A 25,784-nucleotide genomic window follows, 5' to 3' on the forward strand; every position below is an offset into this window, starting at 1 on the left:
AATTAGCGCTTGGCCATACGCTCGGCGCGTTTGGCGATGCGGATCAAGAGCTGCTCAACCAAAGCGGTGTCGGGGGATCCCGCCCGCTTGACTTGCCCATCGGCCTCCAAAGTCGCGGTTAAGACATCTTCGAGGGCCGCACGGCTCCATAATCCGACTTGGCGGGCGACCTCGGCTTGGCGCTTCCAGAATACCCCCATCTTTGGGTGCTTCAGGATGTCTGCGGCATTGCCACCACCTTCAACCCCGGCTCGGACTTGCAGCAACAGGCGGACGCGGCGGCCTGTCCCATTCAGTATGGCAACCGAATTAGCCCCACCGCCAAAGGCTTGCTCGAGGCGCTGGACCATCAAAATCGGATGACCTGAAAACGCAGCATCTATGGCTTCATCCAAGCCGGCCTCACGCCCGCCAGAACCAACTGCTTCAACACAGGCCAAATCAATCAACCCAGCAGGGCCTGCATAGACCGCGAGCTTTTGCACTTCCGCCGCCACAGAATCCGTATCTTGGGCGACGGCTTCAAGCACGGCTGACAAGGCGTCAGGCTCTATGCTGGCACCCGCGGCCTTAGCTTCGGCACGGGCAACACCGAGCAATTCATCGCGCGTCGTCTCATAAAGTTGCAATGACCAAGCGTGACCAGAATCTTCAAAGATTTTGCGCGTCTTTGAACTCCGGCCAATATCGCCGACGTCCAAGATCAGCACGCCTTCTGGTTTGGGGCCGCCCTTTTCCACCCGCTCGAGCAAGCCAGCTAGCGCAGAGGCGTCCTTTTCACCACCGACCCGAACATGGGCAATCGCTGCGCCGCCAAACAGAGAGGGGCTGCTGATCGCCTCTTCCACACCACCAGGATTGGCCTTCAAGTCATCCTCTGAAAAGCGCTTAAACTCTAGCTCAGGATTTTGGGTCTGGTGGCGGATCGCAATCCCCTCTGCCAGCCGGCGCAATTGGCCGGAATCAGGGCCGGACAGGATCACAAAACGCGGCGAAAGGTCCTTTTGTGCAGCTTTCGTGGCCGCAGAACCCGTCAGCTTCATTGTGAGGCCCGAACTTGCCGTTGCAGATCTAGCCAAAGCCGCTCAGCGATCTGTCCGGCAACGCGCTCTTCAGCGTCTGCCTGCAACGCCACATCGCCATAGGCTTGATCGAGGCTTTCATAGGCCACATTGGTCGTAACGCTGCCGCGAATGGCCGGCAGCGGCGGCGCAGCGGCCAAAGTATAGGTCGCCGTTACCGTCATCTCGTTTCGAGTTGAAATGCCATCGGTGCCTTGTGCAGCAGGCGTGAAGGTCCGCTCAAATTTCACTGCCAAAAGCCTAGGACTGCCGGTCCCCTGTTCCAATACTGCGCGACGATCTAGCTCTTGACGGAGATAATGTCCGGTGCGGCCCTCAATAGCGGCAATTGTCACCGGCCCGATGCCAGAGCCTTGCGTGCTATAGACCGGCTGAAAGCCGCAGCCTGCTATAGCGACCGACAACCCGAACATCCAAGCAATCGCACCAAACTTTGCCAAAGCCTTGCCCATCCTATGCTTCACGGGTCACGATGTTGATGATCCGATCGGGAACCACAATGAGTTTAGCCACAGTTCGACCTGCAAGGAAATGTGCCGTCTCGGGTAAAGCCAGAGCCAAGGTTTCCAACTCTCCCTTGGCCGTCCCTTTGGCGACATGCAGCTCGCCACGCTTCTTACCATCGATTTGAACCGGCAGCATGATGGTAGCTTCTGCCAACAGGCTTTGATCGGCTTCTGGCCAAGGCGCAGTTGACACAAAGCCTTCGCCGCCCATGCGCGCCCAAGCTTCTTCAGCCAAATGGGGTGTAAAGGGTTGCAGCACGCGGGCGAGAATGCCCAAGACTTCAGCCCGGGCCGCCATTATTTCCGCACTCTCCTCACTCTCGGCGCGACGGATATGGCCAACCAATTCATGGAACTGGGCGATGGCGCTGTTAAAACGGTAGCTATCAACTGCCAAGCTAATGGCTGCAATGGCCTTATGCCCGGCACGACGAAGCTCCAGCGCCGCGCCGCCAACACCCTTCGCGACATGAAGGGGGCCAGGTGCACCTTCCGGCAGGGAGTCAAAGGCGGCCCAGATTTTCTGGACAAAGCGCCACGATCCCTCAACACCCGATTCTGACCATTCCACATCCCGCTCCGGCGGAGAATCGGACAAGACAAACAGGCGGGCGACATCAGCACCATAGGTGTCGATAATGTCTTCGGGATCAACAGTGTTCCGCTTGGACTTCGACATCTTCTCAATGGGGCCGACAACGGCGGGCTTGCCAGTCGCAATTTCTACTGCACCGGTGCCCGTGATTTCGACTTCTTCAGGAGACAGCCAAAGGCCTTCTTGCGACTTAAAGGTCGCGTGCGTAACCATACCTTGGGTGAATAGGCGGCTGAAGGGTTCTGAGGTCGGCTGATGACCAACTGCCTTCATCGCGCGCGCAAAAAAGCGCGAATAGAGCAAGTGAAGCACGGCGTGCTCAACCCCGCCAATATAGTGATCCACTGGCAACCAATGGGCGACAGCTTCCAGGTCTGTTGGACGGTCCTCTGGCTGGCCACAGAAGCGGGCCCAATACCAAGACGAATCGACGAAAGTATCCAGCGTGTCCGTCTCACGCAGGGCCGGTGCACCGCACTTTGGGCAATCAACGTGCTTCCAGCTTGGGTGATGGTCTAAAGGATTGCCCGGTTTGTCAAACGTCACATCCTCGGGCAAGGTCACTGGCAATTGGTCTTCAGGCACACCGACGGGGCCACAGGTTTTGCAATGAATGATCGGGATCGGGCAGCCCCAATAACGCTGCCGCGATACACCCCAATCGCGTAAGCGGAAGTTTACAGTGCGCTGGCCTGCTCCCAAGGCTTCCATCCGGTCCATAGCCGCCGACTTGGCCTCGTCCCTGGTCATCCCATTTAAGAAATCAGAGTTGAACACGGTGCCATGGCCCAAATAGGGGCCATCGGCCAAAGTTACTGCCGAAGCATCGGCACCGTCGGGCAGGATCACAGGCTTGATCGGCAGATTATATTTAGTCGCAAACTCATAGTCGCGCTGATCGTGGGCGGGACAGGCGAAGATCGCGCCAGTTCCATAATCCATCAAGACAAAGTTGGCGATCCAGACCGGCAAGGTCTGGTTCGGGTCAAATGGGTGGACGACCCGCAGACCCGTATCAAACCCACGTTTTTCTTGGGTCTCAATGGCTTCTTCGGACGTACCCGCCCGGCGGCAGGATTCACAGAATTCCGCCAATTCTGAATTGGTTTCAGCCATTGCAATTGCAATCGGATGATCGACCGAGATCCCAGCAAAGGAAGCCCCGAACAAGGTGTCAGGCCGGGTTGTATAGACCTCCAATCCCCCATCCACTGGTGAAGGCGTGGCCGGCACAAATTCAAAGCGGAACCGCAGCCCCTCGGACCTGCCGATCCAGTTGTGCTGCATGATCCGCACCTTCTCAGGCCAACCGGTCAAGCCTTCCAGCGCCGTGACCAATTCCTCGCCATAACGCGTGATTTGGAACATCCACTGTTCCAGATAGCGCTGCTCAACCAGCGCGCCCGAGCGCCAGCCGCGACCGTCTACCACCTGCTCATTAGCCAGAACCGTGTTTTCAACCGGGTCCCAATTCACTTTGCTCTTTTTGCGATAGACAAGGCCAGCTTCGAGAAAATCGAGGAACATCTTCTGCTGGTGGCGGTAATAGGACGGCTCACACGTCGCGAACTCACGCGACCAATCAATGGCAAAGCCCAATTGCTGCAACTGGGCGCGCATGGCGTCGATGTTCTGGCGTGTCCATGCGCCTGGATGGGCCCCACGCTCGCGCGCAGCATTTTCAGCCGGCAAACCGAAAGCGTCCCACCCCATGGGGTGAAGCACCTGATCGCCCGCCGCACGCCTGCGCCGCGCAATCACATCACCCATCGCATAGTTACGCACGTGGCCAATGTGGATACGCCCGGAAGGATAAGGGAACATTTCCAAGACATAGCACTTGGCGCGCGATGGGTCGGGCGGGCCGGCCTCGAACAATTTGGCAGCGTCCCAACGCGCACGTTGGCGCGGTTCGGTTTCGCGGTGATTGTAACGTGCAGCCATGAAAGACCCTTATTGCCTCAAACCAAATGGAAACGGTGAACAGCACCACGCCGACCAGCGAAACGAGCCCTATGCCTTTGCCCTAAAAGCGGGCGTGCTGCCAAGCAGACACAGGCAGTTTATCCCGCTCTGATGCAGAACCTAGAGCGCTATTCCTACCTAGAGGTCGAGCTTGGTCGAATTACCGCGTTTCGAGCTGGGCGATGCGCAGCTGGCGTGCCCGGGTCAAAATCGCATTCTCAATTTGGATCGCCGTGTCAGGATCAACGGTCGCGTCGACCCAGGCGCCGGTAACGTCCTTGGCCTGACGGAACACTTGCACCGACAAACCATCCGCGCGCAGACGTGTATCGAGAATATAAACCTGAACTTTGAAGCGCTCATCAGGCTTTTCAGCGACAGAGTGCCAATCCGTGACATAGGTGCCGCCGAAAGGATCGGAATCCAACAATGGCAAAAAGTTAAGCGTATCGAGCGTTGCGCGCCATAAAAAGGCGTTTACACCAATCCCAGCTTCCCCCGTGCCCTTAGCAGAGCGGCCGGAAAACAGGCCGGTTCGAGCCTTTTTGGCTTGTGGTGCGGCGGCAGCGGCAGCGGCTTGATCAGTCGAAGTCGTTTTGGCGCGCGTGGCGCAGCCACCCAATCCGGTTGTGACCATGAGTGCGACGATGAGTGTAGGCGCGACAACGCGCATTGGCATGCTCCAGACTAGCTCCCCCGCCCGCCCCGGACGGAAAGCAAAGGGTCTATAGCATGAAGCTGTTCGTGCGCTAGAGTCAAAGGTGCGATCCAATGTGGCACAGACTGTGTGTTCAAACGCGCGTGGTGACACCGCGTTGCAGATTCATCACTATAACGGCGCGATGGTCATCAAAATCGCTCGATTGCAGAAGTTCACAACAATTTAGGATTGCTCTTAAGCGAGCAAGGAAATAGTAAAGGGTTGCAGGCATCTTTGTTCACGAGATGGCCAAAAAGGGAAACAGGGCGTGTTTGGAAGCCGTTTGATCATGGCAGGAAGTTTGGCAGTACTCATGGTAATGAGTGGCGGACAAGCCTTTGCGCGTGATCAAAAGAATGCAAATCCAGCCTCCACAACCTCCCAATCCGCGCAAGCACCTTGGTTCGAGCGGTTCACGTTTGGCTCTGAAGTGCGTGATGGTGCGAATGCTTGGGTCCCTCGTGGTGAACTAAAGGCTGCCGTAAAGGTTGATCCCCGCAGCCGGTGGGGCATGACGTTTGGCGTTCAACAAGACCCGACGACAGCTTTGACACCTCGCAATGGCCAGAATTCGGGCCGTACGTCAGCTGGGGCCTTTTATCAGGTCTCTCCTAAGTTCCGCGTCGGCGGCGAAGTTGTTGTCCCGAACGAGCAATTGGGCGTATCCCAAAGCCGCGAACGTTCGCAGCGTCGTGAACCCGGCGTCAAAGTCGAATCAGCTTTCAAGTTCTGAGCTTGATTTGGTTTGGGATACAGACCCTGGCTTTTGAAAATCACTCAGTCAGACCACTGATCAGTGCCACGCCATAAAGCCCGCTTCGTGCCAGTTGGCGCGTTGTTTTGGACTGAATGCCCCCCAAACCATAAAGATCGCAAGATGGAAAGGCCTTTTGCAGAAAAGCCAATCGAATCGGCCCCTTTGCGCTGCTGGCACCTGGCCTGCTTGCGCTGGGACTCTGGCTGGGAAATGCCACCGAAAGCAGAATTGCTCTGACACCCTGCTGTTTTGCTTTTGCGATACTCAGGCCCCGATGGGCAGAGGCGGTCTCGATTAGGCCGCCGACCGCGCTTCGACGACGCAGCCGCAATCGCTTTTCGGGCCAATGCACGCCATCCAAACCGGCTTGTCTGGCTTCACGGGGTGAAATAGTCGCCAACCGAACCGGTTGCCGTCCTTTGGCAGCAGACTTGGGCGTAGCCTTTTTGCCATAAGTCCGCTCAATCAAAATCGCTTCTGGCGGGCACATCAAAGACTGCCGCGCCAAATGATAGCCGCGGCCATCATCGGTCAGCACGACAAGGCGCGGATAGCCTGACTTCAACGGCTTTCGGAATGAGCGCAGGGCGGCTAGAAGCCTTGGCATGGACATAAGCCAACGCATCGCCGAAATCAGCGACCGGATCAAGCAGGCAGCACTAGCGGCAGGCCGCCCGGCCGACAGCGTCACCCTTGTGGCTGTCTCAAAAGTCCAACCGGAGGACCGAATTGAAGGTGCTTTGGCTGCAGGCCTCCGCGTCTTTGGCGAGAATCGGGTCCAGGAGGGCCAAGTGCGCTGGGCCACCCGCCGGGCTATCTACCCAGACCTGAAACTCCATTTGATCGGTCCTTTGCAGAGCAATAAGGCCGAAGATGCCGTGGCTTTGTTCGATGTCATTGAAACGGTGGACCGACCCAAGCTGGTTGAGACTTTGGCAAAACTTGCCGGGGCCGGTAACAAACTGCCTAAGCTGCTAATTCAGGTGAATAGTGGCGAAGAGGCGCAAAAGGCTGGCGTTGCGCCTCGCGATCTTCCAGCCTTGCTGGACCTGTGCGCCGCTCGTAGGCTGCCGATTGAAGGCCTCATGTGCATTCCACCTGAAGACGAAGAGCCTGCGATGCACTTTGCCCTTTTGGCCAAGCTTGCCCGCCGCCACAGCTTGGGCGTCCTGTCGATGGGTATGAGTGGCGATTTTGAAACAGCAATCAAGTTCGGTGCGACCCATGTACGCGTGGGCTCTGCTTTGTTTGGCACGCGCGTGAGCCCGGCTTAATCCGTTTCGACGGAACAGGCCGTTTACTGCGTTAGAGCAATCAAGGAGGCGACATCATCATGAGCCTAGACGCTGTCATCGCTGCCAATAGATTTGGCCTCGGGGCCCGCCCCGGTGACCTTACAAAGGTCGTGCTTGATCCAAAAGCTTGGCTGCTTAGCCAAGTTGGGCAGAGCCAAGCTACAAACATCCGATCGGACAATCTGTTATCAAGCGCCCAAGCCTTTGAAGCGCTCCAGACCTATCAGCAAGCTCGCGCCGCCCAACAGCGTGCGGCTGCTTCGCCCAGTCCTGCGGTGAACATTGATGAGCGCGTACGTCTAGCTGACTTGGTCAACCAAACCACCGGTCGGGAGATCGAAGCCCGAATCCAGCATGCTGTGACAACCACAGCTCCCTTTGCCGAGCGCTGGGTCCAGTTCTGGTCAAATCATTTCACCATGGCCGCGCGCAATCTGCAAACGACGCCGTTCCCCGGTTCGTTTGAACGAGAGGCCATCCGACCCTACGTCTGGGGTCGCTTTGAAGACTTGCTGGTAAAAGCCGATACCCATGTGGGTATGCTGATTTACCTCGATCAAGCCCAGTCGATTGGCCCCAATTCTCAAGCTGCACAAAACCAACAGGGTCGCAGGCGGGCTGCAGGCCTGAATGAGAACCTGGCGCGCGAAATCCTAGAACTGCACACTTTGGGTGCTGACGGTGGCTATAGCCAAGCCGATGTGACCGAATTTGCCCGCGCGCTGACCGGCTGGACGGTGGCAGGTCCGCGACTTCGCCGATTGGCGCAGGATGCCAAGATCGGCACAACCATTTTTGTGCCCGCACTCCACGAACCTGGAGCCCGCGTGGTCTTGGGCAAAAACTTTCCTCCCGCCGGAGAGAACCAAGCTTTGGCCATTTTGAGCCATCTCGCCCGGCAACCCTCGGTGGCCAAAAGAATCGCGGGTAAAGTCGCGCAACATTTTGTGGCAGATGATCCACCACGGGCCCTTGTGGCCCGCTTGGAGGCCTCATTTCGACAAAGCGGGGGCGATTTAGCGGCTTTAGCCAAGACTTTGATCCAAAGCCCTGAAGCTTGGGTGCCTGAAGCCAGCAAGTTCAAAACACCCAATGACTTCCTGATCTCGACCATGCGGGCAAGTGGTGCCACGGCGGCCTCAACGCAGGCCCTGCGGGCAACCTTTGAACAACTGGGGCAAACGCCCTGGCGCGCGCCCAGTCCAAAAGGCTGGCCAGATGTCGCCAGCGAGTGGGCGGCCCCTGATGCCATTCTGAAACGCATTGATTGGGCCAATCTGGCAGCCGATGTAATTGGCGAGACGTTCCAGCCCATCGCCTTTGCCGAGAGTGCCTTGGGCCCTGCTCTGACTGACAAAACCAGAACTGCCATTTCCCGCGCACAGACCGCCCGTCAAGGCATTGTGCTCGCCCTTATGAGCCCGGAGTTTCAACGCAGATGACCAACCGCCGCACACTCCTCACCTCGGGGCTTTCGGGCCTTTCCCTTGCGATGCTTGGCGGAACAGCTAGTTTTGCCCAAGCCGCAACCAGTTCTGGGAAATTCGTGTTCATCATTTTGCGCGGGGCTATGGACGGCCTAACAGCCGTCGTCCCCTATAATGATCCGGCCTACCGCACGTTTCGTGGGGCAATTGCCCTAGACGGACCTGGCGGACCCAATGGGACCCTGCCTCTCGTCGACGGCTTTGGTTTGCATCCCGCTTTAAAAGAGATGCATAGTATATGGCAGACGGGTCAGATGTCCTTCATGCACGCGGCGGCCAGCCCCTACCGCGAGCGCTCGCACTTTGACGCCCAGGACATGTTGGAAGCAGGCACCGCACAATTGACGAGCGTCCGGTCCGGCTGGATGAATCGTGCCTTAGCGATGTTGCCGAATGGACCCAATCAAGAAGGGGTCGCCATTGGCCGAACCATTCCCTTGGTTCTGCGTGGACCAGCTAAAGCCACCTCATGGGCCCCACCTTTGGCTCCAGAAAGCGATGGCGATACCTTGGCCCGCTTGTCCGATCTTTATGCCGGGGACGCCATGCTTTCCAATGCCTTAGCGATGGCGATTGAAACCGACCGAATTGCTGATGGTGGGACCATGACAAGCGGTGACACGGGCCGCGGTCGACAAGGTGCTTATGCTCCTTTGGCCAGCGCTGCCGCGCGCATTCTGGCAGCACCGGGTGGTCCAGCTGGTGCTGTCTTGTCGTTTGAAGGCTGGGACACCCACGCCAACCAAGGAGGCGCACAAGGCCAGTTGGCTAACCGATTGGAGGCTTTGGATAACGCAGTTAAAGCCTTGCGCGTCGGGCTTGGCCCGGTATGGGCCAGTACGACGGTTGTGATTGCCACCGAGTTTGGCCGCACGGTCCGGGTCAATGGCACTGGCGGTACCGACCATGGCACTGGAGGGGTTTCGTTCTTGCTGGGTGGCGCGGTGAAGGGTGGTCGTATGCTGGGAGATTGGCCAGGCTTGAGCCGCCTTTATGAGGACCGCGATTTAGTCCCGGCCAATGATGTTCGCCAACTGTTTGCCCAAGGCCTAACCAATGCTTGGGGATTAGACCGTCAGGCCGTGCTGTCACGCGTATTTACCGCTTAACAGCACAGCCATAGCCGCCCTATTTAGTACCAAACACCTTTTGGAAGAACAGGGTTTCCGCTTCACGTTGGGCGTCGCGGTTCCCCTTCTTGGCAAAGCCATGGCCTTCATCCTTGGCGACCATATACCAAACTTGGCCACCATTACTGCGGACTTTGGCCACGATCTGATCGGCTTCTGAGATCGGCACGCGAGGATCGTTTGCGCCCTGGATCACAAATAAGGGCTTTGTGATCTTAGAAGCATTATTCAATGGCGCGATTTTTTCATGGAACGCACGCATGGCTGGATCGCGCTCGTCACCATATTCGACCCGGCGCAAATCACGGCGGTAGCCATTGGTGTTTTGCAGGAAGGTCGTGAAGTTCGAGATGCCGACAATGTTGATGCCGCCCGCCAAGCGATCATTGAAATTTGTCATGCTGGCCAGTACCATATAGCCGCCATAAGACCCGCCATAGACCACGACTTTACGCTGGTTGAGGTCTGGTTGGGTCGCGATCCAATCCAAAAGCGCGCCAATGTCTTTGACTGAATCCTCGCGCTTGAAGCCATTGTCGAGATCGACATAGGTTTTTCCATAGCCGGTTGAGCCCCGCACGTTCGGGAAGATCACCGCGGCACCAAGCTCATTCACCCAGTACTGGACTGTTGAGGAGAAGCCAGGACGTGATTGGCCTTCTGGGCCACCATGAATATTGATGATCACGGGGGCTTGGTCCGACGCGGTCGCGCTTTTTGGCTTATAGATATAGGCGGGGATGGTGCGCGCCTTGCCATCTACCTTGTCAAACGTTGGGTAGTTAAAGAAGCTTGGCTCAACAAAGTTGGCGGGGTTCAAACCACCAATTTCACTCATGGTCCATCGGGTCAGCTGCTTGGTTGCGACATCAAACGTATAAGCATCGCCAGGTGCCTTGGCCGTCGAGAGTGTCATACCCAAACGCTTGGAAGCAGGGTCCCAGTCTACGCCGCCAACGGTGCCAACAGGCAAGACGACCAGCTCTGCTTTAGCGCCTTTTGAAGTGCTTTGCAGATAGAGCTTCGAGAGCCCATTCTCATTGACGGTGTAGGCGAGCATTTTGCCGTCAGGGGACAGGTCAAAGCCTTCAACGTCCCAGTTCATCGTAGATGATACACGGGTCCGCGCACCGGTCGCCAAATCGAGTTGGACCAGATAGGAAAACTCGGACCCTTCATCGGTCAGGATATAAATCGACTTTCCATCCGCCGCAAAAGTCCCGCCATCATAGGCGACTTTTAGGTCTGGGGTGATGGCGGTCAAAGTCCCGGTTGCAACATCCAATGTCCAGCGCTTGGAGTAATTAACCGAGATGCCCTGCCCCAATAGAATGGTCTTTCCATCATCGGAGAGGTCAGCAATACCAAAGCCGCCTTCAGCACGATAAACCAAGCGGCGGCTGTCAGGCTGTTCTGGGTTGGCGATCACGATGTCGCGAACAGCTGTGCCATTGCGGGTGACAGTCCAGGCAGCCAGCTTGCCGTCTTTGGTGAAGCGGACACCAGCATTTTGTGTGCCCGGTTCGGTGAAGGCTTTAGCAAGGCCAGTGGCACGATCAAACAAATAGGCTTGGGTGAACTCATCCCCGCCTTTGTCCTTACCAAAGACGAAACTGCCGCCCGAATTTGGTCGGACCGCGGCACCCCCAACGGGCTCTGCATAATAGGTCAATTGGCTGCGCGCGCCCATCGCCATTTTGACTTCATGGATTTGGGGGACATCACCAAAGCGGGTCGAAATGAGAATGCCACCGTCGGGCAGAAAGTCTTGGAAGGAAGCCGCACGCGTGTTTGTGTATTGAATCAAGCGCTCGCGGATGGCTTCGGGTGTAACAGGCACATTCTGCATGACCAATTGACCCGAGGTGCGGGTCTCAACCGCGGCAACAGGGGCAGTTTGGGCCGTTGCAATCGCCATCGCCATGGGCGAGACAGAAAGCGTAAGGGCAAGGACGATGGCACGGGTCGAAATCATTGTGAGCTCCTTCAAGGGCGACTGCCGCCTTGGTCAAAAAACGATATCCAGCGTAAACGCACAGCTTCATTCAGGCATTGAGTGATAGGTGTAACAAAGCCCCACAATATGGGAAAGGTAAATCATGTTGAAATCCAGTAAGCCTTTTGAAAAACTGGTGCTCGCCAGCCACAATCAAGGCAAGCTCAAAGAAATCGCGGCCCTTGTCACCCCATTTGACGTTGAAGTCGTAAGCGCTGGGGATTTGGGTGTGCCGGAGCCCGAAGAAACCGAGACGACTTTCATTGGCAATGCCCTATTGAAAGCGCGGGCCTCTTGCCTGGCAACTGGTCTACCTGCCTTGGCAGATGATTCGGGGCTGGAAGTAATGGCACTCGAACGCGCACCTGGTATTTATTCGGCCCGATGGGCTGGGCCTGACCGCGATTTCTACGCCGCTATGGCTGAGATTGAACGACAGTTGCAAGCGAAAGGCGCGACCGACCGCTCAGCCCGCTTTGTGTGCGCCTTGGCGTTGGTTTTTCCAGATGGCCGCGAACAAGCCTTTGAAGGCGAAGTGATTGGTGAAGTGGTGGCTGAGCCGCGTGGCACGAACGGTTTTGGCTATGATCCGATCTTTGTCGCCACAGGCCACACAGAGACCTTTGGCGAATTGGACCCCGCAGTGAAGCACGCGATGAGCCATCGCGCGGACGCCTTTGCGAAATTTGTCGCTGCAGTCCTATCATGATTGAGCGGCGCTTAGGGCTTTACGTCCATTGGCCCTTTTGCGCGGCAATCTGCCCCTATTGTGACTTCAACGTCTATAAAGCACGCGGGCAAGATACCGAGCCCTTAGTGATGGCCATTCTGGCTGACATGGCCTATTGGCGCGATCAAACCGGTAAGCGCCCGCTGACAAGTCTATTCTTTGGTGGCGGCACGCCAAGTTTGATGGACCCGGACCAAGTTGCCCGCATCATTGAGCATGCGGGTAGCCTTTGGGGCTTTACCGATGACTTTGAAGTCAGCCTTGAAGCAAATCCGACGGACGCTGAGGCCGCTCGCTTCCATGACCTTCGCCTCGCAGGCGTCGAACGGCTGTCGCTCGGCCTGCAAGCATTAGATGATGCGAGCTTGAAGGGCCTTGGCCGATTTCACAGCGCGCAGGAAGGTTTAGCAGCCGCACTTCTGGCCCGGGCGATTTTTCCTCGCCTCTCGATCGACTTGATACATACCCGCCAAGGCCAGACCCTGGACGCGTGGCAGCAAGAGTTGGATCTTGCACTCACCCTCTCGCCCGACCATGTTTCGCCCTATCAATTGACAATTGAGGACGGAACAGCCTTTGCCCGCGCTGTTAGGCGCGGCTCGCTGCATTTGCCAGACAATGATCAAGCGGCAGATTTCTACCTTCTGACCCAATCTGTCCTCGAGCAAGCGGATTTTGATGCCTATGAGGTTTCTAACCATGCCAAGGGGATCACCAATCGGTCGCGTCATAATATGCTATATTGGACTTCGCAGGATTGGATTGGTCTGGGTCCCGGCGCACATGGACGATTGGGATGGGGCGCTGCCCGGCGTGCCACCAAGGCCCATCTCCGTCCAAAAGCTTATTGTGACGGGGTCGCCATAAACGGTCATGGCACCTCAGAAGACGAATTATTATCAGAAGACGCTGTGCGCGATGAGTTCTGGCTGATGGGCTTGCGCTTGCAGGACGGGATAGTCATCAAGAATGCGCCTGGCGTGCCCCTCCCCGACGATCAAATTCAATCGCGCCTGCGCCAAGGCTTGATGTGGCAAAACCCAACCCGTCTTGGATTGACTGCTGAAGGACGTCTCGTTGCCGATACAATAATCGGGGATTTACTGGCTGGCGGAGGCTAACCAGCCCGCCGCGCCCGCCAATGTTGCGAACTTTGCCCCCACGCATTGACCTGGAATTCGTGCATAGGCTCTGGCATTCTGGTTGGCCCTAAATTGGTGGACCCCAAACGTGCAGCCAATTGTTCTGAGGGCTTATTGGCTGGATCAATGATATGGATGATATCTGTCCAGCCCAGGTGGTCTACCACCCAGTCCATACAGGCTGTGGCCGCCTCGACCCCATAGCCCTTGCCGGTGGCCTCGGGTGCCAAACCCCAACCAACCTCCGTGCCGGGCCAGCCTTCAGGCATCCATGGACCGATGCGGCCTACCCACCGACCTGTATCGCGCTCAATGACAGAAAACATCGAAAAGCCGCGCAGCGACCAAGCACCCGTTATGGCCGCCAATTGCCGCCAAGCCATGGACTCTGGCAAAGCACCGCCAATGAATTGCACATGGTCGGCGTTTGCCATCATCGCCGCGAAAGCAGGGAAATCGTCCTGCGTCGGTGGACGCAGGACCAACCTCGCCGTGGTTAACGTCGGGCCGATCGCCATGATTAAGCCAGCGAAGGCTCGATCTCTTTGCAAGCAGCCAGCAAGCCGTTCACCGCTGCAACCGACTTTGCCCACATGTCCTTTTCAGCGTCATCCATCGGGAACTCGATAATGCTCTCGATACCACCGGCACCGATCACCGCCGGCACGCCGACATACATGTCGTTAATGCCATATTGGCCAGTCAAATGGCAGGCGCATGCCAGTACACGCTTTTTATCTTTCAGGAAGGAAGCAGCCATCGCGATCGCGCTTTCGGCTGGCGCATAATAGGCCGAGCCAGTCTTCAAAAGCGCCACGATCTCGCCGCCACCGCCGCGGGTGCGCTTCACAACTGCGTCGAGTTGTTCTTGGCTGATCTTGCCTTGTTCTACCAAGACGGGCAGTGGCAAGCCGCCGACGGTGGAGTAACGCACCATTGGCACCATGTCGTCGCCATGGCCACCCAAGGTCCAAGCATGAATATCTTCGACGGCAACTTTAAAATGCTCTGCCAAGAACCAGCGGAAACGCGCGCTGTCCAGAACGCCAGCCATGCCGCACACCATATGGTGAGGCAGGCCGGAGAATTCGCGCAGGGCCCAAACCATGGCATCGAGCGGGTTGGTAATGCAGATAACAAACGCGTTCGGCGCGTAGGTTCTGATGCCTTCGCCAACAGCCTTCATCACTTTAAGGTTGATGCCGATTAGATCATCGCGGCTCATGCCGGGCTTGCGGGGCACACCGGCAGTGACGATGCAGACGTCGGCACCGGCAATGGCGGCATAGTCGTTAGCGCCTTTGATATCGATATCGGAACCAAACACCGGGCTTGCTTCATCAATGTCCAAGGCTTTGCCCTGTGGCACACCTTCAGCGATGTCGAACAAAATAATGTCACCCAGCTCTTCGCGTGCCGCGATATGGGCCAATGTGCCGCCAATCATGCCTGCACCGATAAGCGCAATCTTCTTACGAGCCATATCTGTTTCCCTTCGGACTAGATCCTTGCGTGTCATAGGCGCTCTAGCGCGCGTTTGAAGGCACTGCAACGAAAGAGAGCGGGCAATTGTGCGATTGGCCGATCAGAGCGGCAAATTTTGCCCGTTAACCGTAATGACCCGGCAGTGTTTACCATGTTTGGCAAACATCGACTTTGATTTCTCCTTAAAAATATACATAAAATACAATTGATTATATGATTAACGTCGCTGGCATGCCTTTTGCGGAGCTTCAGACTGAGTTTGCGGACTGACCCTCAAGATCGCGAGGGTTCCGCCTGAATGGCTGGAAGGACTTTAGAAGATGGCAAATAGCGTCCACACAAATATGGGTGCAATGGTCGCACTTCAAAATTTGAATGCGACCTCGCGTGAACTGAGTGTTACCCAAAGCCGGATCAATACCGGTTTGAAAGTTGCCAGAGCACAAGACAATGGCGCGATCTATAACATCGCCCAACAGCAACGCTCTGAAAATTCTGCCTATAACGCGGTTGCTGATGGTTTAAACCGGGCAAAGTCGATTGCTGACGTAGCGCTGGCTGCTGGCGAAGCCCTCTCGGATATCTTCACCCAGATGCGCGAGAAAGCGGTTGCGGCATCAGACACCTCGATCTCGGCAACAAGCCGTCAGGCTTATAACTCCGAATTCACTGCCCTTCGTGACCAAGTGCCCTCGGTCATTGCAAACGCGGTTTTCGACGGTGCCAATATCCTCGGTGGTGGTGCGAACTTGACGTTTCTTGCCAACACTACCGGCAGCCAAACCATCACTTTGCCAACCCTCGACTTGGCGTTGGGCGCAACCACGGGTTCCGCGCCAGCCGTGCCGGCCGCCGATGTTTATTTGGGCGCGGCCTCAGACTTGAGCACGGCCGTATTGGCCGCAACTTCGAGAGATCAGGTCGTTGCCTCCCTCAACTTCATCAACTCAGAGCTGGCGCGCCTTGGTGCATCGGCCAAGCGGGTTGAGAACCACTCGATCTTTGTTTCCAAATTGCAAGACGCGATCACTGGCGGCATCGGCAATCTGGTTGACGCAGACCTCGCCAGCGAAAGCGCTCGCTTGCAGTCGCTGCAAGTCAAACAACAATTGGGCACACAGGCACTCTCGATCGCCAACCAGGCGCCTCAGACCATCCTGTCCCTGTTCAGGAACTAAAGGACCAGAGTTTAAAGCGGAGACACGCCGGATCAAAGTTTCTTGAACCAGCTGGTAATTTACGAAATATTCACCATGTTTCCGCAACAACTACTGTAAGTTAATTTGGGTCATCTCACCTTAAAACTTGTTGAGACTGGCCGGGTGATTAAAAGAGAAAGACCGAACCATGGCAGGTAGTGTGCATACAAATATGGGAGCCATGACGGCTCTCCAGAACCTGAACAAGACCAATCGCGAAATGGACGGCATTCAAAGCCGGATCAATACGGGCTTGAAAGTCGCCGTCGCGAAGGACAATGGTGCGATCTACAACATCGCCCAACAACAACGCTCGGAACTCTCCGCTTACGATGCGGTTCGCAACAGCTTGAACAGGGCCAAGTCGATTGCCGACGTGGCCCTGGCAGCGGGGGAGCAGATTTCGGACATCTTCTCGCAAATGCGCGAAAAGGCGGTTGCCGCCTCAGACGCGTCGGCGAGCGCAACCTCCCGGGCGGCCTATAATGCCGAATTCATCGCGTTGCGCGACCAAGTTGCCTCGGTCATTGCTAACGCCGTGTTTGACGGTGGCAATGCCATCGATGGCGCGGCCGCTAGCTTCACCTTCCTCGCTAATTCGACGGGTAGCTTAACGGTTACCCTACCAATCATCGACCTTAGACTGGTCACGGGCGCTGGTACGGCCGTAGCTGCCCCCGCCGCGGACATTTATCTGGGTACAACTGACGTCCTCGACACGGCAGTCAATGCTGCCACGGTTCGTGACCGGATTGCGGCCTCCCTTGAGTTTGTGAACTCCGAATTGGCGCGCCTTGGGGCTTCTGCAAAGCGCATCGAGAATCACGAGATTTTTGTGGGTAAGCTGCAGGACAGCATCAAAGGCGGGATCGGCAATTTGGTCGATGCCGACCTCGCGGTGGAATCGGCGCGCTTACAGGCAGCTCAGGTCAAGCAACAATTGGGGACCCAAGCCTTGTCGATTGCAAACCAAGCGCCGCAGAGCATCTTGAGCTTGTTCCGCCAATAGTCCGATAAGAAAAGCCCGGTTCACGCCGGACGTACGAAACTGTCGAGCACTTTCTTTTCGCCAGATTTTTCAAACTGAATGGTCAGTTTCGATCCTTCGACATGGCGTACGGCACCATAGCCAAATTTATCATGAAAAATGCGCTGGCCAACTGCATAGGTGGCATCCTTAGCCCCAGTCCGCGCCAGAAGTTTGGCTTCACCATCAATGATCGGGCCACCAAAACCTTTTGCCATGCCAGGGGCGAGCTTGCCTAAAGCAGCCGCAGCCTGCGCGCGCTTCCAGCCCGGACTTTCATAACCTGTTCCAAAGCCATTGCCAGGTTGGGTCGAAAGTGGGCCATAGGCCGCAAATCGCTCTGCCGCGCCACCAGTCCCTTGATTGAAATAGCCTGTGTCTGAAACTGCATCGACATGGTCATCGGGGAGTTCATCGACAAAGCGGCTGGGTAGGACGCTGTTCCATCGTCCATAAATTTGGCGATTGGCAGCAAAGCTAATCCGCGCACTTTCCCGGGCGCGCGTTATCCCAACATAAGCAAGTCGGCGCTCTTCCTCTAAAGCTTTGTCGCCCTTTTCATCCAAAGCCCGCCTAGAAGGAAACACTTCTTCTTCCCATCCGGGCAGAAACACCAATGGCCATTCAAGACCCTTGGCGGCATGGAGGGTGAGAATTTGTACCGCGTCGCCTTCTTCTGTGCGATCTAGGTCCATGACTAATTCAATGTGTTCGAGATAGGCCGCCAACGTATCAAATTGGCCCATCGAGCGAACCAATTCTTTCAAATTGTCGAGCTTCGACACCGATTGAGGATTCTTGTCCGCTTTCAGCATGTCGGTATAGCCACTCTCATCGAGGATGAGTTCAGCCAATTCGGTATGCGGCAACTCCAACGATTTTTTGCGCCAATGTTCTAATTGATGGATAAAGCGAGCAAGGCCCGTACGTGCTGGACCCTTCAGTTCGTCACTACCCAATAATTGGCTCGCCATGGTGAACAAGGGAACGCCAGCAAGCCGCGCAGCCGTGCCTAACCGTTGCACACTCGTATCGCCAATCCCACGTTTGGGCACATTGACGATCCGCTCAAACGCCAAATCATCATCGAGCGAACGAATGAGACGCAGATAGGCGTGCGCATCGCGGATTTCGGCCCGTTCAAAGAAGCGCGGCCCACCAATGACTTTGTAAGGGATTTGCAACATCAAAAAGCGCTCTTCAAACGCGCGCATCTGCCAGGACGCCCGCACCAGGACCGCGCTCTCATCATAGCGGCGGCCGGTGCGACGCCATTGCTCAATATCATCAGCGATCAAACGCGCTTCAGCCTCACCATCCCAAATACCGCGTACCAAGACCCGGTCTCCTTCTGGGATTTCCGTCCATAGGGTTTTGCCAAGTCGATTTTTGTTGCTGGAGATTAAATGGCTCGCCGCTGCAAGAATATGGGGGGTTGAGCGGTAATTTCGCTCCAATCGGACGATCTTGGCACCAGGGAAATCATGCTCAAAGCGCAGGATATTGTCGACTTCCGCTCCACGCCAGCCATAAATGGACTGATCGTCGTCACCCACGACGCAGATGTTCTTCCGTTTTCGCGCGAGGAGGCGAAGCCACAGATACTGGGCGACATTGGCATCTTGATATTCGTCTACCAGAATATATTTGAAGCGGTCATGGTACTCCGCCAGCAAGTCTGGTTCCTTCAAGAAAAGGCTAATAGTTTCCAGCAGGAGATCGCCGAAATCGACGCAATTAAGCACTTTGAGACGGGATTGGTACAGTGCGTAGAGCTTCGCCCCTTTGCCATTAGCGAATAGAAACGACTCATCGGCTGGCACTTTCTCTGGTGTGAGTGCACGGTTCTTCCATCCGTCGATCAAACTCGCAAGGAAACGAGGGGTCCAGCGCTTTTGGTCGATATTTTCGGCCTCGATTACCTGCTTCATCAAACGGATCTGATCATCGGTATCGAGAACCGTGAAGGTGGGCTTTAAGCCCACTAATTCAGCATGGCGGCGCAAGATCATCGCGCTGGTTGAATGGAAGGTACCAAGCCAGCGCAACCCTTCTGCGGCGGGGCCGATCAGAAGCTGCGCGCGATCGCGCATTTCCCGGGCGGCCTTATTGGTGAAGGTAACTGACAAGATTTCCCACGGTTTCGCCCGACCTGTCGCCAGTAATTGTGCCAAACGCGACGTCAGCACCTTTGTTTTACCTGTCCCGGCACCAGACAACACCAATACAGGGCCATCCAGGGCTTCAACCGCCTCTCGTTGCTGATCGTTTAGGCCCATCATCCACGGATGCTCAGACCCACCTGTTGGCCGGGCCGCAGCACCCGGCGCGCGCGCGATTGCACGTTGAGAAATCGTCAAGGCGGGTTGGGGAGAATGGGGTTCACTGGACATGGCGTTGATTCGCTAAGATAAGAACGATAAGCGAACATAGGGATTAAATGTGTGCTTGTCGCGTGGTTCTCGCAATCGCGTCTGCGTGAAGCACTAGGCCACTGTTTTGCCGCAAAATGGATTATGACTGGCATGATGATACGCAACCTGTTCCTGACCAGCGCTTTATTCTGTTCGATGGCTGCCTCGCATGCTGTGGCACAATCCATCCGCACCATTGAGTCCGCGCCTTTACAAGAAGTTGGCCCATGGGGCGCTGCTGCCCCGCCCCTAGGCCTTGAGCGTCTCGATAGCGACCTTTGGCAGGGCGCTGACCCCGGCACATTGGCTTTGGCTTTTGAACGGATCGGCCCAGATTTGCGCTTTCCCGCACTACAGCGTTTGGTTCGCCAAGCGGTGTTTTCAGGTGGTTCGGCCCCGGCCGGTGACCTTGATTTGGCCCGCGCTCGATTTCTTGCGGCCAATCGCTTAGGCCCATCAGAAGCGGCGACGCGCCTATTCCAAACCGTGCCACGCTTAAGCGCAGACCCAGCCTTGATTAATCTCGCAATTGATGCCGCTTTTCGCGCGGGCCGCGCCGATGAGGCCTGTGGCTGGGTTGCTTCACCAGGTCTAGAAGACGCCAATAGCATGAGCACGAGCTCAACCTGGCTGGAAACTAGGGCCACTTGCTATGCGTTAAATGGGGAGGCCGCTGCAGCCAATCTCTCGGTTGATCTCGCTCGGGGCAAAGGCCAAACCGATACTTGGCTGGGCCGGGCAGTTGCCGCGGCTTCTGGACCGGTCACAAATCCGCCGCCCTTTCGCGGAGATAGCGGCCGCGCGCTGGTTCTGAGCATGAAGGCGCAATTGAAATTGCCAAAAGCGCTGGCAAGCAGTGGAGACCCGTCCGCGCTTTCGGCGCTGATAAACTGGCCAGACTTTGCAACCCTTTTTCCCGCTGAGGAAGTAGCGCCCCTGGTGCGCCGTGCCGCCCAAACCGGGGTCGCTTCCCCTGCCCAAGAAGCGCTTTTGAGAATCCCGCCGCTACCACCTCCAGTGATGCCCGCGCCTGCAACCGATGCGACCCTTGGCCCTCAGATTGAAGCAACTGCGCCACCCCTGCTGCCACCATCGCCACCAATCGCGGAGACCTGGGCCAAGACTTTAAGCCAAGCAAATACAGCGCAGGGCCGTGCTTTAGAAGCCCGCTTACTTAAGGCTGATTTGCAGAACCTAGTCGAAACCGCGCCAGAAGAGATCCCGGCTATGACTTTGCCAATCTTGGCAGAGGCAGCGCTTTGGGCGGGAGATATCCGGCTTGCAAAAGCTCTTGAGGTCCGCAGCCCAATTCCACTGTCGCCTCGGCACCGGCTAGTGCTAGCCCTGCTGGATCCGGTGTCGGGTGATCGACCCGTCCAACGCCATATTGAGGCTGCGACCAACCCGAGTAGTCAACGCCAAGCCATTCGCGACGCTTTGATCGCTTGGTCTGCCGGCATGCCAACATTGGGCGGGCTTGCGACCTTGGTTCAGCCTGGCCTGCCGGACATAAAGGGCGGGCAAGCTGGTATGCGAACAGCGCTAACCTTGGCTGCAGAGCGAGGATCGAAGGGCGAAGTGGCCCTATTGGTGGGCTTGGCGCTTCAAGGCCAAGAGCCTGCAAGTGCAGATGCTGAGACCGTTGCGATTGCTGTGGGTGCACTGCGCCGCGTAGGTTTGTCGACCCAGGCTGTGGATCTGGCACGAGAGTATCTGCTAGCTTTAGACATGGCCGTTCCAACGCGCGCTGCCCCAGCAGCGACGCCTGCAGTTAATGCTGTAACCGCGAAACCTAATCCGGCATCGGCCGCCTCACCCAGTAGCTTGCGGACAAGCGCGCCGGCGGCAAGTCAGCCAAAAGCCATAGCGCCTGCTTCGGCCGCTCAACCCAATCAGCCAAAGCCCGCGACTTCACCTCGCACACTTCCACCTTCACCTACGCCTAAGGCCAAAACCAAAGCCCCATCAAAGCCCAGTTGGGCCCCGCCCAAGTGAACGCACTGATTGAAGCCTTTTTGGAGATGATTGGGGTCGAGCGTGGTGCTGCCCGCAACACGTTAGATGCTTATCGACGTGACCTAACCGATTTCGCTTCGTTTTTAACCGTGCGGGGTCTTGAGGCACGCGCAGCCGATCACGAAGATATCGAGGCTTTTGCGCAGGACTTAAGCGTTCGCGGTCTGAGCAGCACCACCATCGCCCGACGACGGGCGGCATTGCGCCAATTCTATCAATTTGCCGTCAGCGAAGGATGGTGCCCAGACGACCCAACAAAGCGGTGGGATGGACCCAAGCGAGCACGCACCTTACCGAAGACAGCAGACGTGACCGACATTGACGCGCTGCTTGCCGCAGCCACCCGCCTTAAAGGCTGGAAAGCATTGCGCGCTGCCTGCTTGATCGAGTTGGTTTATGGCTGCGGGTTGCGGGTAAGCGAATTGGTTGGCTTACCCATGCGGGCGGTGCCCAAACCAGAAACAGCGGCTATGCGTGTTAAAGGCAAAGGCGGGAAGGAACGCTTGGTGCCTTTGGGCTCCCATGCACGACACGCCTTGGATGCTTGGCTTGAGGTCCGTGCCCACAGTTTGCCAGATGGTGCTCAAGGAGCCGAAACTGGCAAGTTTCTGTTTCCGGCCAAGGGCAAAGCTGGCCATTTTGGGCGGCGCGAATTTGCGCGTCTATTGGACGGCCTTGCAATTGAGGCCGGCCTTGACCCAAAGAAGATGAGCCCGCACGTGTTGCGCCATGCCTTTGCAACCCATTTGGTGGAGGGCGGCGCGGATCTGCGATCGGTCCAGGTCATGCTGGGCCATGCCGACATCGCGACAACACAAATTTATACTCATGTGGCTGACGCGCGCTTGACTGAGTTGGTTACCCAGAATCATCCCCTAGCATATCGCACAAAAAAGGGCCCCTAAGGACCCTCAATGCGATTTAGTGTTGATCCAGTGGAACTTTTTAAGCGATGTTACGCTTTGCAGCGCGGATTATAGCCGCTTCGTCCAAGAAAGCCTGCTCGCGCTTTGCTTTTGACGCATTTGTCCGGCTTACCCGGCGCTCTTCCAGCATTTCAAACTTTTTCTGCTCTTCGAAAGCCGACTGCAAGTCACCGCGCAGCGCTTCCAATTGCTCTTCAACACCTACGAGCGAAGCTTCTAGATTGGCGCGTTGGGCAACCAGAACTTGGGAATAGGCAACCCAATGGCTCATCATTGCGGGGTCTGCTTCGGCGCGCGACCGCTCGCGTTTTTCGGAGATCAAGAGATCACCTTTTTTCCGCTCAATATCTTCGCGCGTGCGCTCGGCCGCGCTGATCAGCATCTGCACGCTGTCGACCTTATGCTTGGCCAATTTGATTAGCGTTGAGCCGGTTTTCATTATTACTTTCCCTGCGTTACAGGTCCTATCTACACGCTGTGGGTTAAGAAATCGCTCTTTCGATCTGTAGAATTTTCCCGCGGGTAGGAAAACAGCACCATCCGCTCAATCACTTACTTTTCCACCGGCATCACCTCCAGCATTAGCTTTGTGTGTTCATGATGTCTGATAGCCGTTCGAAGGTCTCGGCAAAGGTGGTCCGCTCTTGCTTGCCCTGGCTCAGGAATTCTTCAAGCGGCTCTGCCAAAGCGATCGCGCGATCTGTCCCGGGGTCGGCACCGCGCCGATACGCTCCTAGGCGGATTAGCTCTTCCATATCCGAATAGGCTGCCAAGGCGCGCTTGGCATCACGAACCAGGATTTGTTCTTCGGGCGCATGGCATTCTGGCATGAGGCGGGAGACGGATTTCAGAATGTTCAGTGCGGGGAAGCGGCCACGTTCGGCGATCGCCCGCTCAAGTACCAAGTGACCGTCAAGTATGCCACGCACGGCATCCGCAACAGGCTCATCATGATCGCCGCCATCGACCAAAACCGTGAACAAGCCCGTGATCGATCCAATCTGATCGCCGCTTGTTGGGGCACCGGGGCCCGCGCGCTCAAGTAGTTTTGGTAATTCTGCAAATACGGTAGGCGTATAGCCCTTAGTTGTTGGCGGTTCACCGGTAGCCAAGCCTATTTCCCGCTGGGCCATCGCAAAGCGGGTCACACTGTCAAACAGGCAAAGGACTTGTAGGCCTTGGTCACGAAAATGCTCTGCAACTGCAAGGGTCGTATAGGCTGCTTGCCGGCGCTTGAGGCTGCTTTCGTCCGAAGTCGCCACCACCACGACAGAGCGCCGCAAGCCTTCGGTTCCCAAGGTGTCTTCAACGAACTCTTTGACTTCTCGGCCGCGCTCTCCAATCAGGCCGATCACGACCACATCGGCGGCGGCACCTTTTGCAAGTTGTGACATGAGCACGGACTTTCCGACGCCTGAGCCTGCGAAGATACCCATACGTTGGCCTTGGCACAGGGCGCAAAAAGCATCGATAGCGCGAATGCCCGTCTCCATGCGCTGGCCCACCCGAACCCGGGTATGGGCAGGCGGTGGAACGCCCCTTAAAAGTCGAGGGTGGGACCCATTGGCCACAGGCGGGCCGCCATCGACAGGATTACCAAAGGCATCAATCACGCGCCCCAGCCAAGCGGAGGACGGGGCGATCATGGGCGAGGTTCCTTCAAAGACGAGGCTGGCCCCCGCGCGCAGACCTTCCACTGTTTCAAATGGCATCAAAAGGGCGCGTCCATCACGGTAGCCGACGATTTCTAGCCGGGCATAGCCTTCCGCAGCTTCGACAATTGCCCGAGCGCCCAAGGCCATAGCTTGGGGTGGACCACTTGCTTCCACCATAAGTCCTTTGACCGCAACAATCCGGCCTTCGTAGCGTGTATGGTCCTGATGCCTCAGCGTCTCGGCCAAATCAGCCAAGCGCACACCGCTGTTTAGTCGTGAATGTCCATCTGGACGCATCCTGCCGCCCTGCTTTCGCTGCTAAAACCCGTCACACTTAAGACGCCATGTGAAGAAAAGAGTGAACATGGTTGATAAAGTCGCATTTGAAGTGCTTCGCGTTAACCTGTCGTAAAGATCAATTCGGCAAACGTAGCGCCAACATATGGAAAATGTCAGACAAGCCGCAAAAAGCGGTTAACCATCTTTAAGCAAATCAGCTTAGGCATGGGTCGTTGGTTGTTACACCGCCCATTCAGGGCATGTCGGAGGGGGCTCCATGCGGGTTCTGTTAATTGAAGACGATAGCGCGACGTCGCAGTCGATTGAGTTAATGCTGAAGTCTGAGGGCTTCAATATATACACGACTGACCTTGGCGAAGAAGGCGTCGATCTGGGCAAGTTGTATGACTACGACATTATTTTGTTGGACCTGACCTTGCCTGACATGAATGGTTTCGATGTCTTGCGACAATTACGCAATTCTCGCGTTGGTACGCCAATCCTGATCTTGTCGGGGACGAGCGATATTGACACCAAAGTCCGTGGCCTAGGCGTTGGCGCAGACGATTTCGTCGCGAAGCCTTTCCACAAGGACGAACTGGTTGCCCGCATCAATGCCGTCGTTCGACGCTCGAAGGGCCATTCGCAGTCGATGATTCGCACTGGCGACATCGTGGTGAACCTCGATCAGAAAACAGTGGAAGTGAACAACCAGCGCGTTCATTTGACCGGCAAAGAATATCAGATGCTAGAACTGCTTTCCTTGCGCAAGGGTACGACCCTGACAAAGGAAATGTTCCTAAACCACCTTTATGGCGGCATGGACGAGCCAGAACTGAAAATCATCGACGTTTTCATCTGTAAGCTTCGCAAGAAGTTGGCAGCATCGGCCGATGGTCAGCACCATATTGAAACAGTTTGGGGCCGTGGTTACGTGCTCCGCGATCCAACACCAGGCGAGCAATCCGCCGCGGCGTAGAAGCCCAACGAACTTCTCTTTTGATTTCAATTACCTTTAAAAGGGCCCGTCATTTGGCGGGCCCTTTTTCAGTTCCGATTAACCACATGGCACAATACTTGCTGGCAAGAACTTCCGGCACACAAAGTGTCAGAAGATGGAACAGATCGATGAGAAGTGCACCGCGTTACAATGTCGAAGCTTCGTTTCGCCCCCGGGAATTGCGGGATTACAGCGAGCCTGTGATACGCCCGTCCATTCGCCTCCAGGTCCGCCCGACATTCTGGCAACAACTGCGGCAGGCTATTGGCCTTTAGAGCATTTTCCACTTAATGTGCATCATATCCGCAGCTAGCGAAGTAGTTTCGGCACTCTTCTGGTTTGAACATGGTGACGAGGGAGCCGATGATATCCCACAGACCTGATACTGTCCGTTCGCC

22 protein-coding genes are annotated in these 25,784 nt (G+C 56.3%); 11 read left to right on the forward strand and 11 right to left on the reverse strand.

Annotated features, from left to right (window positions below):
• Positions 1 to 2: 2 nt before the first annotated feature.
• The 4 genes from holA to ACIQ20_RS06785 form a co-directional block, all read right to left on the reverse strand.
• The gene (gene holA, locus ACIQ20_RS06770; protein ID WP_395778668.1) at positions 3 to 1,043 is read right to left on the reverse strand and encodes a DNA polymerase III subunit delta; all 1,041 of its coding nucleotides are present in this window, start codon (positions 1,041 to 1,043) and stop codon (positions 3 to 5) included.
• On the reverse strand, positions 1,040 to 1,534 hold the full coding sequence (locus ACIQ20_RS06775) for a hypothetical protein (protein WP_395778670.1): 495 nt from the start codon (positions 1,532 to 1,534) through the stop codon (positions 1,040 to 1,042). The genes holA and ACIQ20_RS06775 overlap by 4 nt, the downstream gene beginning before the upstream one ends.
• 1 nt (position 1,535) lies before the next feature.
• Positions 1,536 to 4,127, reverse strand: coding sequence for a leucine--tRNA ligase (gene leuS, locus ACIQ20_RS06780; RefSeq protein WP_395778673.1), 2,592 nt, complete (start codon positions 4,125 to 4,127; stop codon positions 1,536 to 1,538).
• Positions 4,128 to 4,308: 181 nt separating this feature from the next.
• Positions 4,309 to 4,821, reverse strand: a complete 513-nt coding sequence (locus tag ACIQ20_RS06785) for a DUF3576 domain-containing protein (RefSeq protein ID WP_395778676.1) — start codon at positions 4,819 to 4,821, stop codon at positions 4,309 to 4,311.
• A gap of 295 nt (positions 4,822 to 5,116) precedes the next feature.
• Between ACIQ20_RS06785 and ACIQ20_RS06790 the strand changes: the two genes are divergently transcribed.
• Complete coding sequence (locus tag ACIQ20_RS06790; protein ID WP_395778678.1) at positions 5,117 to 5,581, forward strand: NtrZ family periplasmic regulatory protein; 465 nt, start codon at positions 5,117 to 5,119, stop codon at positions 5,579 to 5,581.
• A 40-nt stretch (positions 5,582 to 5,621) separates the two neighbouring features.
• Here ACIQ20_RS06790 and ACIQ20_RS06795 read toward each other — a convergent pair whose 3' ends face one another.
• Positions 5,622 to 6,212, reverse strand: coding sequence for a thiamine phosphate synthase (locus tag ACIQ20_RS06795; RefSeq protein ID WP_395778680.1), 591 nt, complete (start codon positions 6,210 to 6,212; stop codon positions 5,622 to 5,624).
• Positions 6,213 to 6,216: 4 nt separating this feature from the next.
• Here ACIQ20_RS06795 and ACIQ20_RS06800 point away from each other — a divergent pair, with 4 nt between their 5' ends.
• The 3 genes from ACIQ20_RS06800 to ACIQ20_RS06810 are packed head-to-tail and all read left to right on the forward strand — an operon-like array spanning position 6,217 to position 9,496.
• Positions 6,217 to 6,879, forward strand: coding sequence for a YggS family pyridoxal phosphate-dependent enzyme (locus ACIQ20_RS06800; protein ID WP_395778712.1), 663 nt, complete (start codon positions 6,217 to 6,219; stop codon positions 6,877 to 6,879).
• A 59-nt stretch (positions 6,880 to 6,938) separates the two neighbouring features.
• Positions 6,939 to 8,342 (forward strand): DUF1800 family protein, encoded by a 1,404-nt coding sequence (locus ACIQ20_RS06805; protein ID WP_395778682.1) that lies wholly within the window; start codon positions 6,939 to 6,941, stop codon positions 8,340 to 8,342.
• Entirely contained in the window at positions 8,339 to 9,496 is a 1,158-nt protein-coding gene (locus ACIQ20_RS06810) for a DUF1501 domain-containing protein (RefSeq protein WP_395778684.1), read from the forward strand. Before ACIQ20_RS06805 ends, ACIQ20_RS06810 begins: the two co-directional genes overlap by 4 nt.
• Before the next feature lie 19 nt (positions 9,497 to 9,515).
• Here the strand turns inward: ACIQ20_RS06810 and ACIQ20_RS06815 are convergent, their stop codons facing one another.
• Positions 9,516 to 11,492: a S9 family peptidase gene (locus tag ACIQ20_RS06815; RefSeq protein WP_395778686.1), complete on the reverse strand. Its 1,977-nt coding sequence runs from the start codon at positions 11,490 to 11,492 to the stop codon at positions 9,516 to 9,518.
• Positions 11,493 to 11,616: 124 nt separating this feature from the next.
• On the opposite strand from ACIQ20_RS06815, the gene rdgB reads away from it, so the two are divergent.
• Together rdgB and hemW are read left to right on the forward strand one after the other, a co-directional pair.
• Positions 11,617 to 12,222, forward strand: coding sequence for an RdgB/HAM1 family non-canonical purine NTP pyrophosphatase (gene rdgB / locus ACIQ20_RS06820; protein ID WP_395778688.1), 606 nt, complete (start codon positions 11,617 to 11,619; stop codon positions 12,220 to 12,222).
• The gene (gene hemW, locus ACIQ20_RS06825) at positions 12,219 to 13,364 is read left to right on the forward strand and encodes a radical SAM family heme chaperone HemW (RefSeq protein ID WP_395778690.1); all 1,146 of its coding nucleotides are present in this window, start codon (positions 12,219 to 12,221) and stop codon (positions 13,362 to 13,364) included. The genes rdgB and hemW overlap by 4 nt, the downstream gene beginning before the upstream one ends.
• Here the strand turns inward: hemW and ACIQ20_RS06830 are convergent.
• Together ACIQ20_RS06830 and mdh are read right to left on the reverse strand one after the other, a co-directional pair.
• On the reverse strand, positions 13,361 to 13,903 hold the full coding sequence (locus ACIQ20_RS06830) for a GNAT family N-acetyltransferase (protein ID WP_395778692.1): 543 nt from the start codon (positions 13,901 to 13,903) through the stop codon (positions 13,361 to 13,363). The two genes, hemW and ACIQ20_RS06830, sit on opposite strands and share 4 nt — an antisense overlap.
• 2 nt (positions 13,904 to 13,905) lie before the next feature.
• Entirely contained in the window at positions 13,906 to 14,868 is a 963-nt protein-coding gene (gene mdh, locus ACIQ20_RS06835) for a malate dehydrogenase (RefSeq protein WP_395778695.1), read from the reverse strand.
• 322 nt (positions 14,869 to 15,190) lie between these two features.
• On the opposite strand from mdh, the gene ACIQ20_RS06840 reads away from it, so the two are divergent.
• Positions 15,191 to 16,048 carry a flagellin gene (locus ACIQ20_RS06840; protein ID WP_395778697.1) on the forward strand — a complete coding sequence of 286 codons (858 nt, stop codon included), beginning with the start codon at positions 15,191 to 15,193 and terminating at the stop codon, positions 16,046 to 16,048.
• Positions 16,049 to 16,217: 169 nt separating this feature from the next.
• Positions 16,218 to 17,078: a flagellin gene (locus ACIQ20_RS06845; RefSeq protein WP_395778700.1), complete on the forward strand. Its 861-nt coding sequence runs from the start codon at positions 16,218 to 16,220 to the stop codon at positions 17,076 to 17,078.
• Between the two features lie 20 nt (positions 17,079 to 17,098).
• Here the strand turns inward: ACIQ20_RS06845 and ACIQ20_RS06850 are convergent, their stop codons facing one another.
• Positions 17,099 to 19,489 (reverse strand): ATP-dependent helicase, encoded by a 2,391-nt coding sequence (locus ACIQ20_RS06850; RefSeq protein ID WP_395778702.1) that lies wholly within the window; start codon positions 19,487 to 19,489, stop codon positions 17,099 to 17,101.
• Positions 19,490 to 19,621: 132 nt separating this feature from the next.
• Between ACIQ20_RS06850 and ACIQ20_RS06855 the strand changes: the two genes are divergently transcribed.
• Complete coding sequence (locus tag ACIQ20_RS06855) at positions 19,622 to 21,505, forward strand: hypothetical protein (protein WP_395778704.1); 1,884 nt, start codon at positions 19,622 to 19,624, stop codon at positions 21,503 to 21,505.
• Positions 21,502 to 22,431: a site-specific tyrosine recombinase XerD gene (locus tag ACIQ20_RS06860; protein ID WP_395778706.1), complete on the forward strand. Its 930-nt coding sequence runs from the start codon at positions 21,502 to 21,504 to the stop codon at positions 22,429 to 22,431. Before ACIQ20_RS06855 ends, ACIQ20_RS06860 begins: the two co-directional genes overlap by 4 nt.
• 40 nt (positions 22,432 to 22,471) lie before the next feature.
• On the opposite strand, the gene ACIQ20_RS06865 is transcribed toward ACIQ20_RS06860, so the two are convergent.
• Together ACIQ20_RS06865 and fliI are read right to left on the reverse strand one after the other, a co-directional pair.
• Positions 22,472 to 22,891 (reverse strand): flagellar FliJ family protein, encoded by a 420-nt coding sequence (locus ACIQ20_RS06865; RefSeq protein WP_395778708.1) that lies wholly within the window; start codon positions 22,889 to 22,891, stop codon positions 22,472 to 22,474.
• Positions 22,892 to 23,033: 142 nt separating this feature from the next.
• Positions 23,034 to 24,362, reverse strand: a complete 1,329-nt coding sequence (gene fliI / locus ACIQ20_RS06870; protein ID WP_395778714.1) for a flagellar protein export ATPase FliI — start codon at positions 24,360 to 24,362, stop codon at positions 23,034 to 23,036.
• 301 nt (positions 24,363 to 24,663) lie between these two features.
• Here fliI and ctrA point away from each other — a divergent pair, with 301 nt between their 5' ends.
• Positions 24,664 to 25,365, forward strand: a complete 702-nt coding sequence (ctrA, locus tag ACIQ20_RS06875; RefSeq protein ID WP_085341292.1) for a response regulator transcription factor CtrA — start codon at positions 24,664 to 24,666, stop codon at positions 25,363 to 25,365.
• Positions 25,366 to 25,784: the final 419 nt, after the last annotated feature.

It is taken from the genome of Aquidulcibacter sp., assembly GCF_044346625.1.
Classification (GTDB): domain Bacteria; phylum Pseudomonadota; class Alphaproteobacteria; order Caulobacterales; family Aquidulcibacteraceae; genus Aquidulcibacter.

Bases quoted from the DNA above. Each gene is read 5' to 3' on its own strand.
- hemW (WP_395778690.1), top strand. From the start codon at position 12,219: ATGATTGAGCGGCGCTTAGGGCTTTACGTCCATTGGCCCTTTTGCGCG.
- ACIQ20_RS06805 (WP_395778682.1), top strand. From the start codon at position 6,939: ATGAGCCTAGACGCTGTCATCGCTGCCAATAGATTTGGCCTCGGGGCC.
- ACIQ20_RS06775 (WP_395778670.1), bottom strand. From the start codon at position 1,534: ATGGGCAAGGCTTTGGCAAAGTTTGGTGCGATTGCTTGGATGTTCGGG.
- ACIQ20_RS06855 (WP_395778704.1), top strand. From the start codon at position 19,622: ATGATGATACGCAACCTGTTCCTGACCAGCGCTTTATTCTGTTCGATG.
- ACIQ20_RS06810 (WP_395778684.1), top strand. From the start codon at position 8,339: ATGACCAACCGCCGCACACTCCTCACCTCGGGGCTTTCGGGCCTTTCC.
- ACIQ20_RS06795 (WP_395778680.1), bottom strand. From the start codon at position 6,212: ATGCCAAGGCTTCTAGCCGCCCTGCGCTCATTCCGAAAGCCGTTGAAG.
- ACIQ20_RS06865 (WP_395778708.1), bottom strand. From the start codon at position 22,891: ATGAAAACCGGCTCAACGCTAATCAAATTGGCCAAGCATAAGGTCGAC.
- ACIQ20_RS06815 (WP_395778686.1), bottom strand. From the start codon at position 11,492: ATGATTTCGACCCGTGCCATCGTCCTTGCCCTTACGCTTTCTGTCTCG.
- ACIQ20_RS06830 (WP_395778692.1), bottom strand. From the start codon at position 13,903: ATGGCGATCGGCCCGACGTTAACCACGGCGAGGTTGGTCCTGCGTCCA.
- ACIQ20_RS06845 (WP_395778700.1), top strand. From the start codon at position 16,218: ATGGCAGGTAGTGTGCATACAAATATGGGAGCCATGACGGCTCTCCAG.
- rdgB (WP_395778688.1), top strand. From the start codon at position 11,617: ATGTTGAAATCCAGTAAGCCTTTTGAAAAACTGGTGCTCGCCAGCCAC.
- ACIQ20_RS06850 (WP_395778702.1), bottom strand. From the start codon at position 19,489: ATGTCCAGTGAACCCCATTCTCCCCAACCCGCCTTGACGATTTCTCAA.
- ACIQ20_RS06840 (WP_395778697.1), top strand. From the start codon at position 15,191: ATGGCAAATAGCGTCCACACAAATATGGGTGCAATGGTCGCACTTCAA.
- leuS (WP_395778673.1), bottom strand. From the start codon at position 4,127: ATGGCTGCACGTTACAATCACCGCGAAACCGAACCGCGCCAACGTGCG.
- ACIQ20_RS06785 (WP_395778676.1), bottom strand. From the start codon at position 4,821: ATGCGCGTTGTCGCGCCTACACTCATCGTCGCACTCATGGTCACAACC.
- ctrA (WP_085341292.1), top strand. From the start codon at position 24,664: ATGCGGGTTCTGTTAATTGAAGACGATAGCGCGACGTCGCAGTCGATT.
- holA (WP_395778668.1), bottom strand. From the start codon at position 1,043: ATGAAGCTGACGGGTTCTGCGGCCACGAAAGCTGCACAAAAGGACCTT.
- mdh (WP_395778695.1), bottom strand. From the start codon at position 14,868: ATGGCTCGTAAGAAGATTGCGCTTATCGGTGCAGGCATGATTGGCGGC.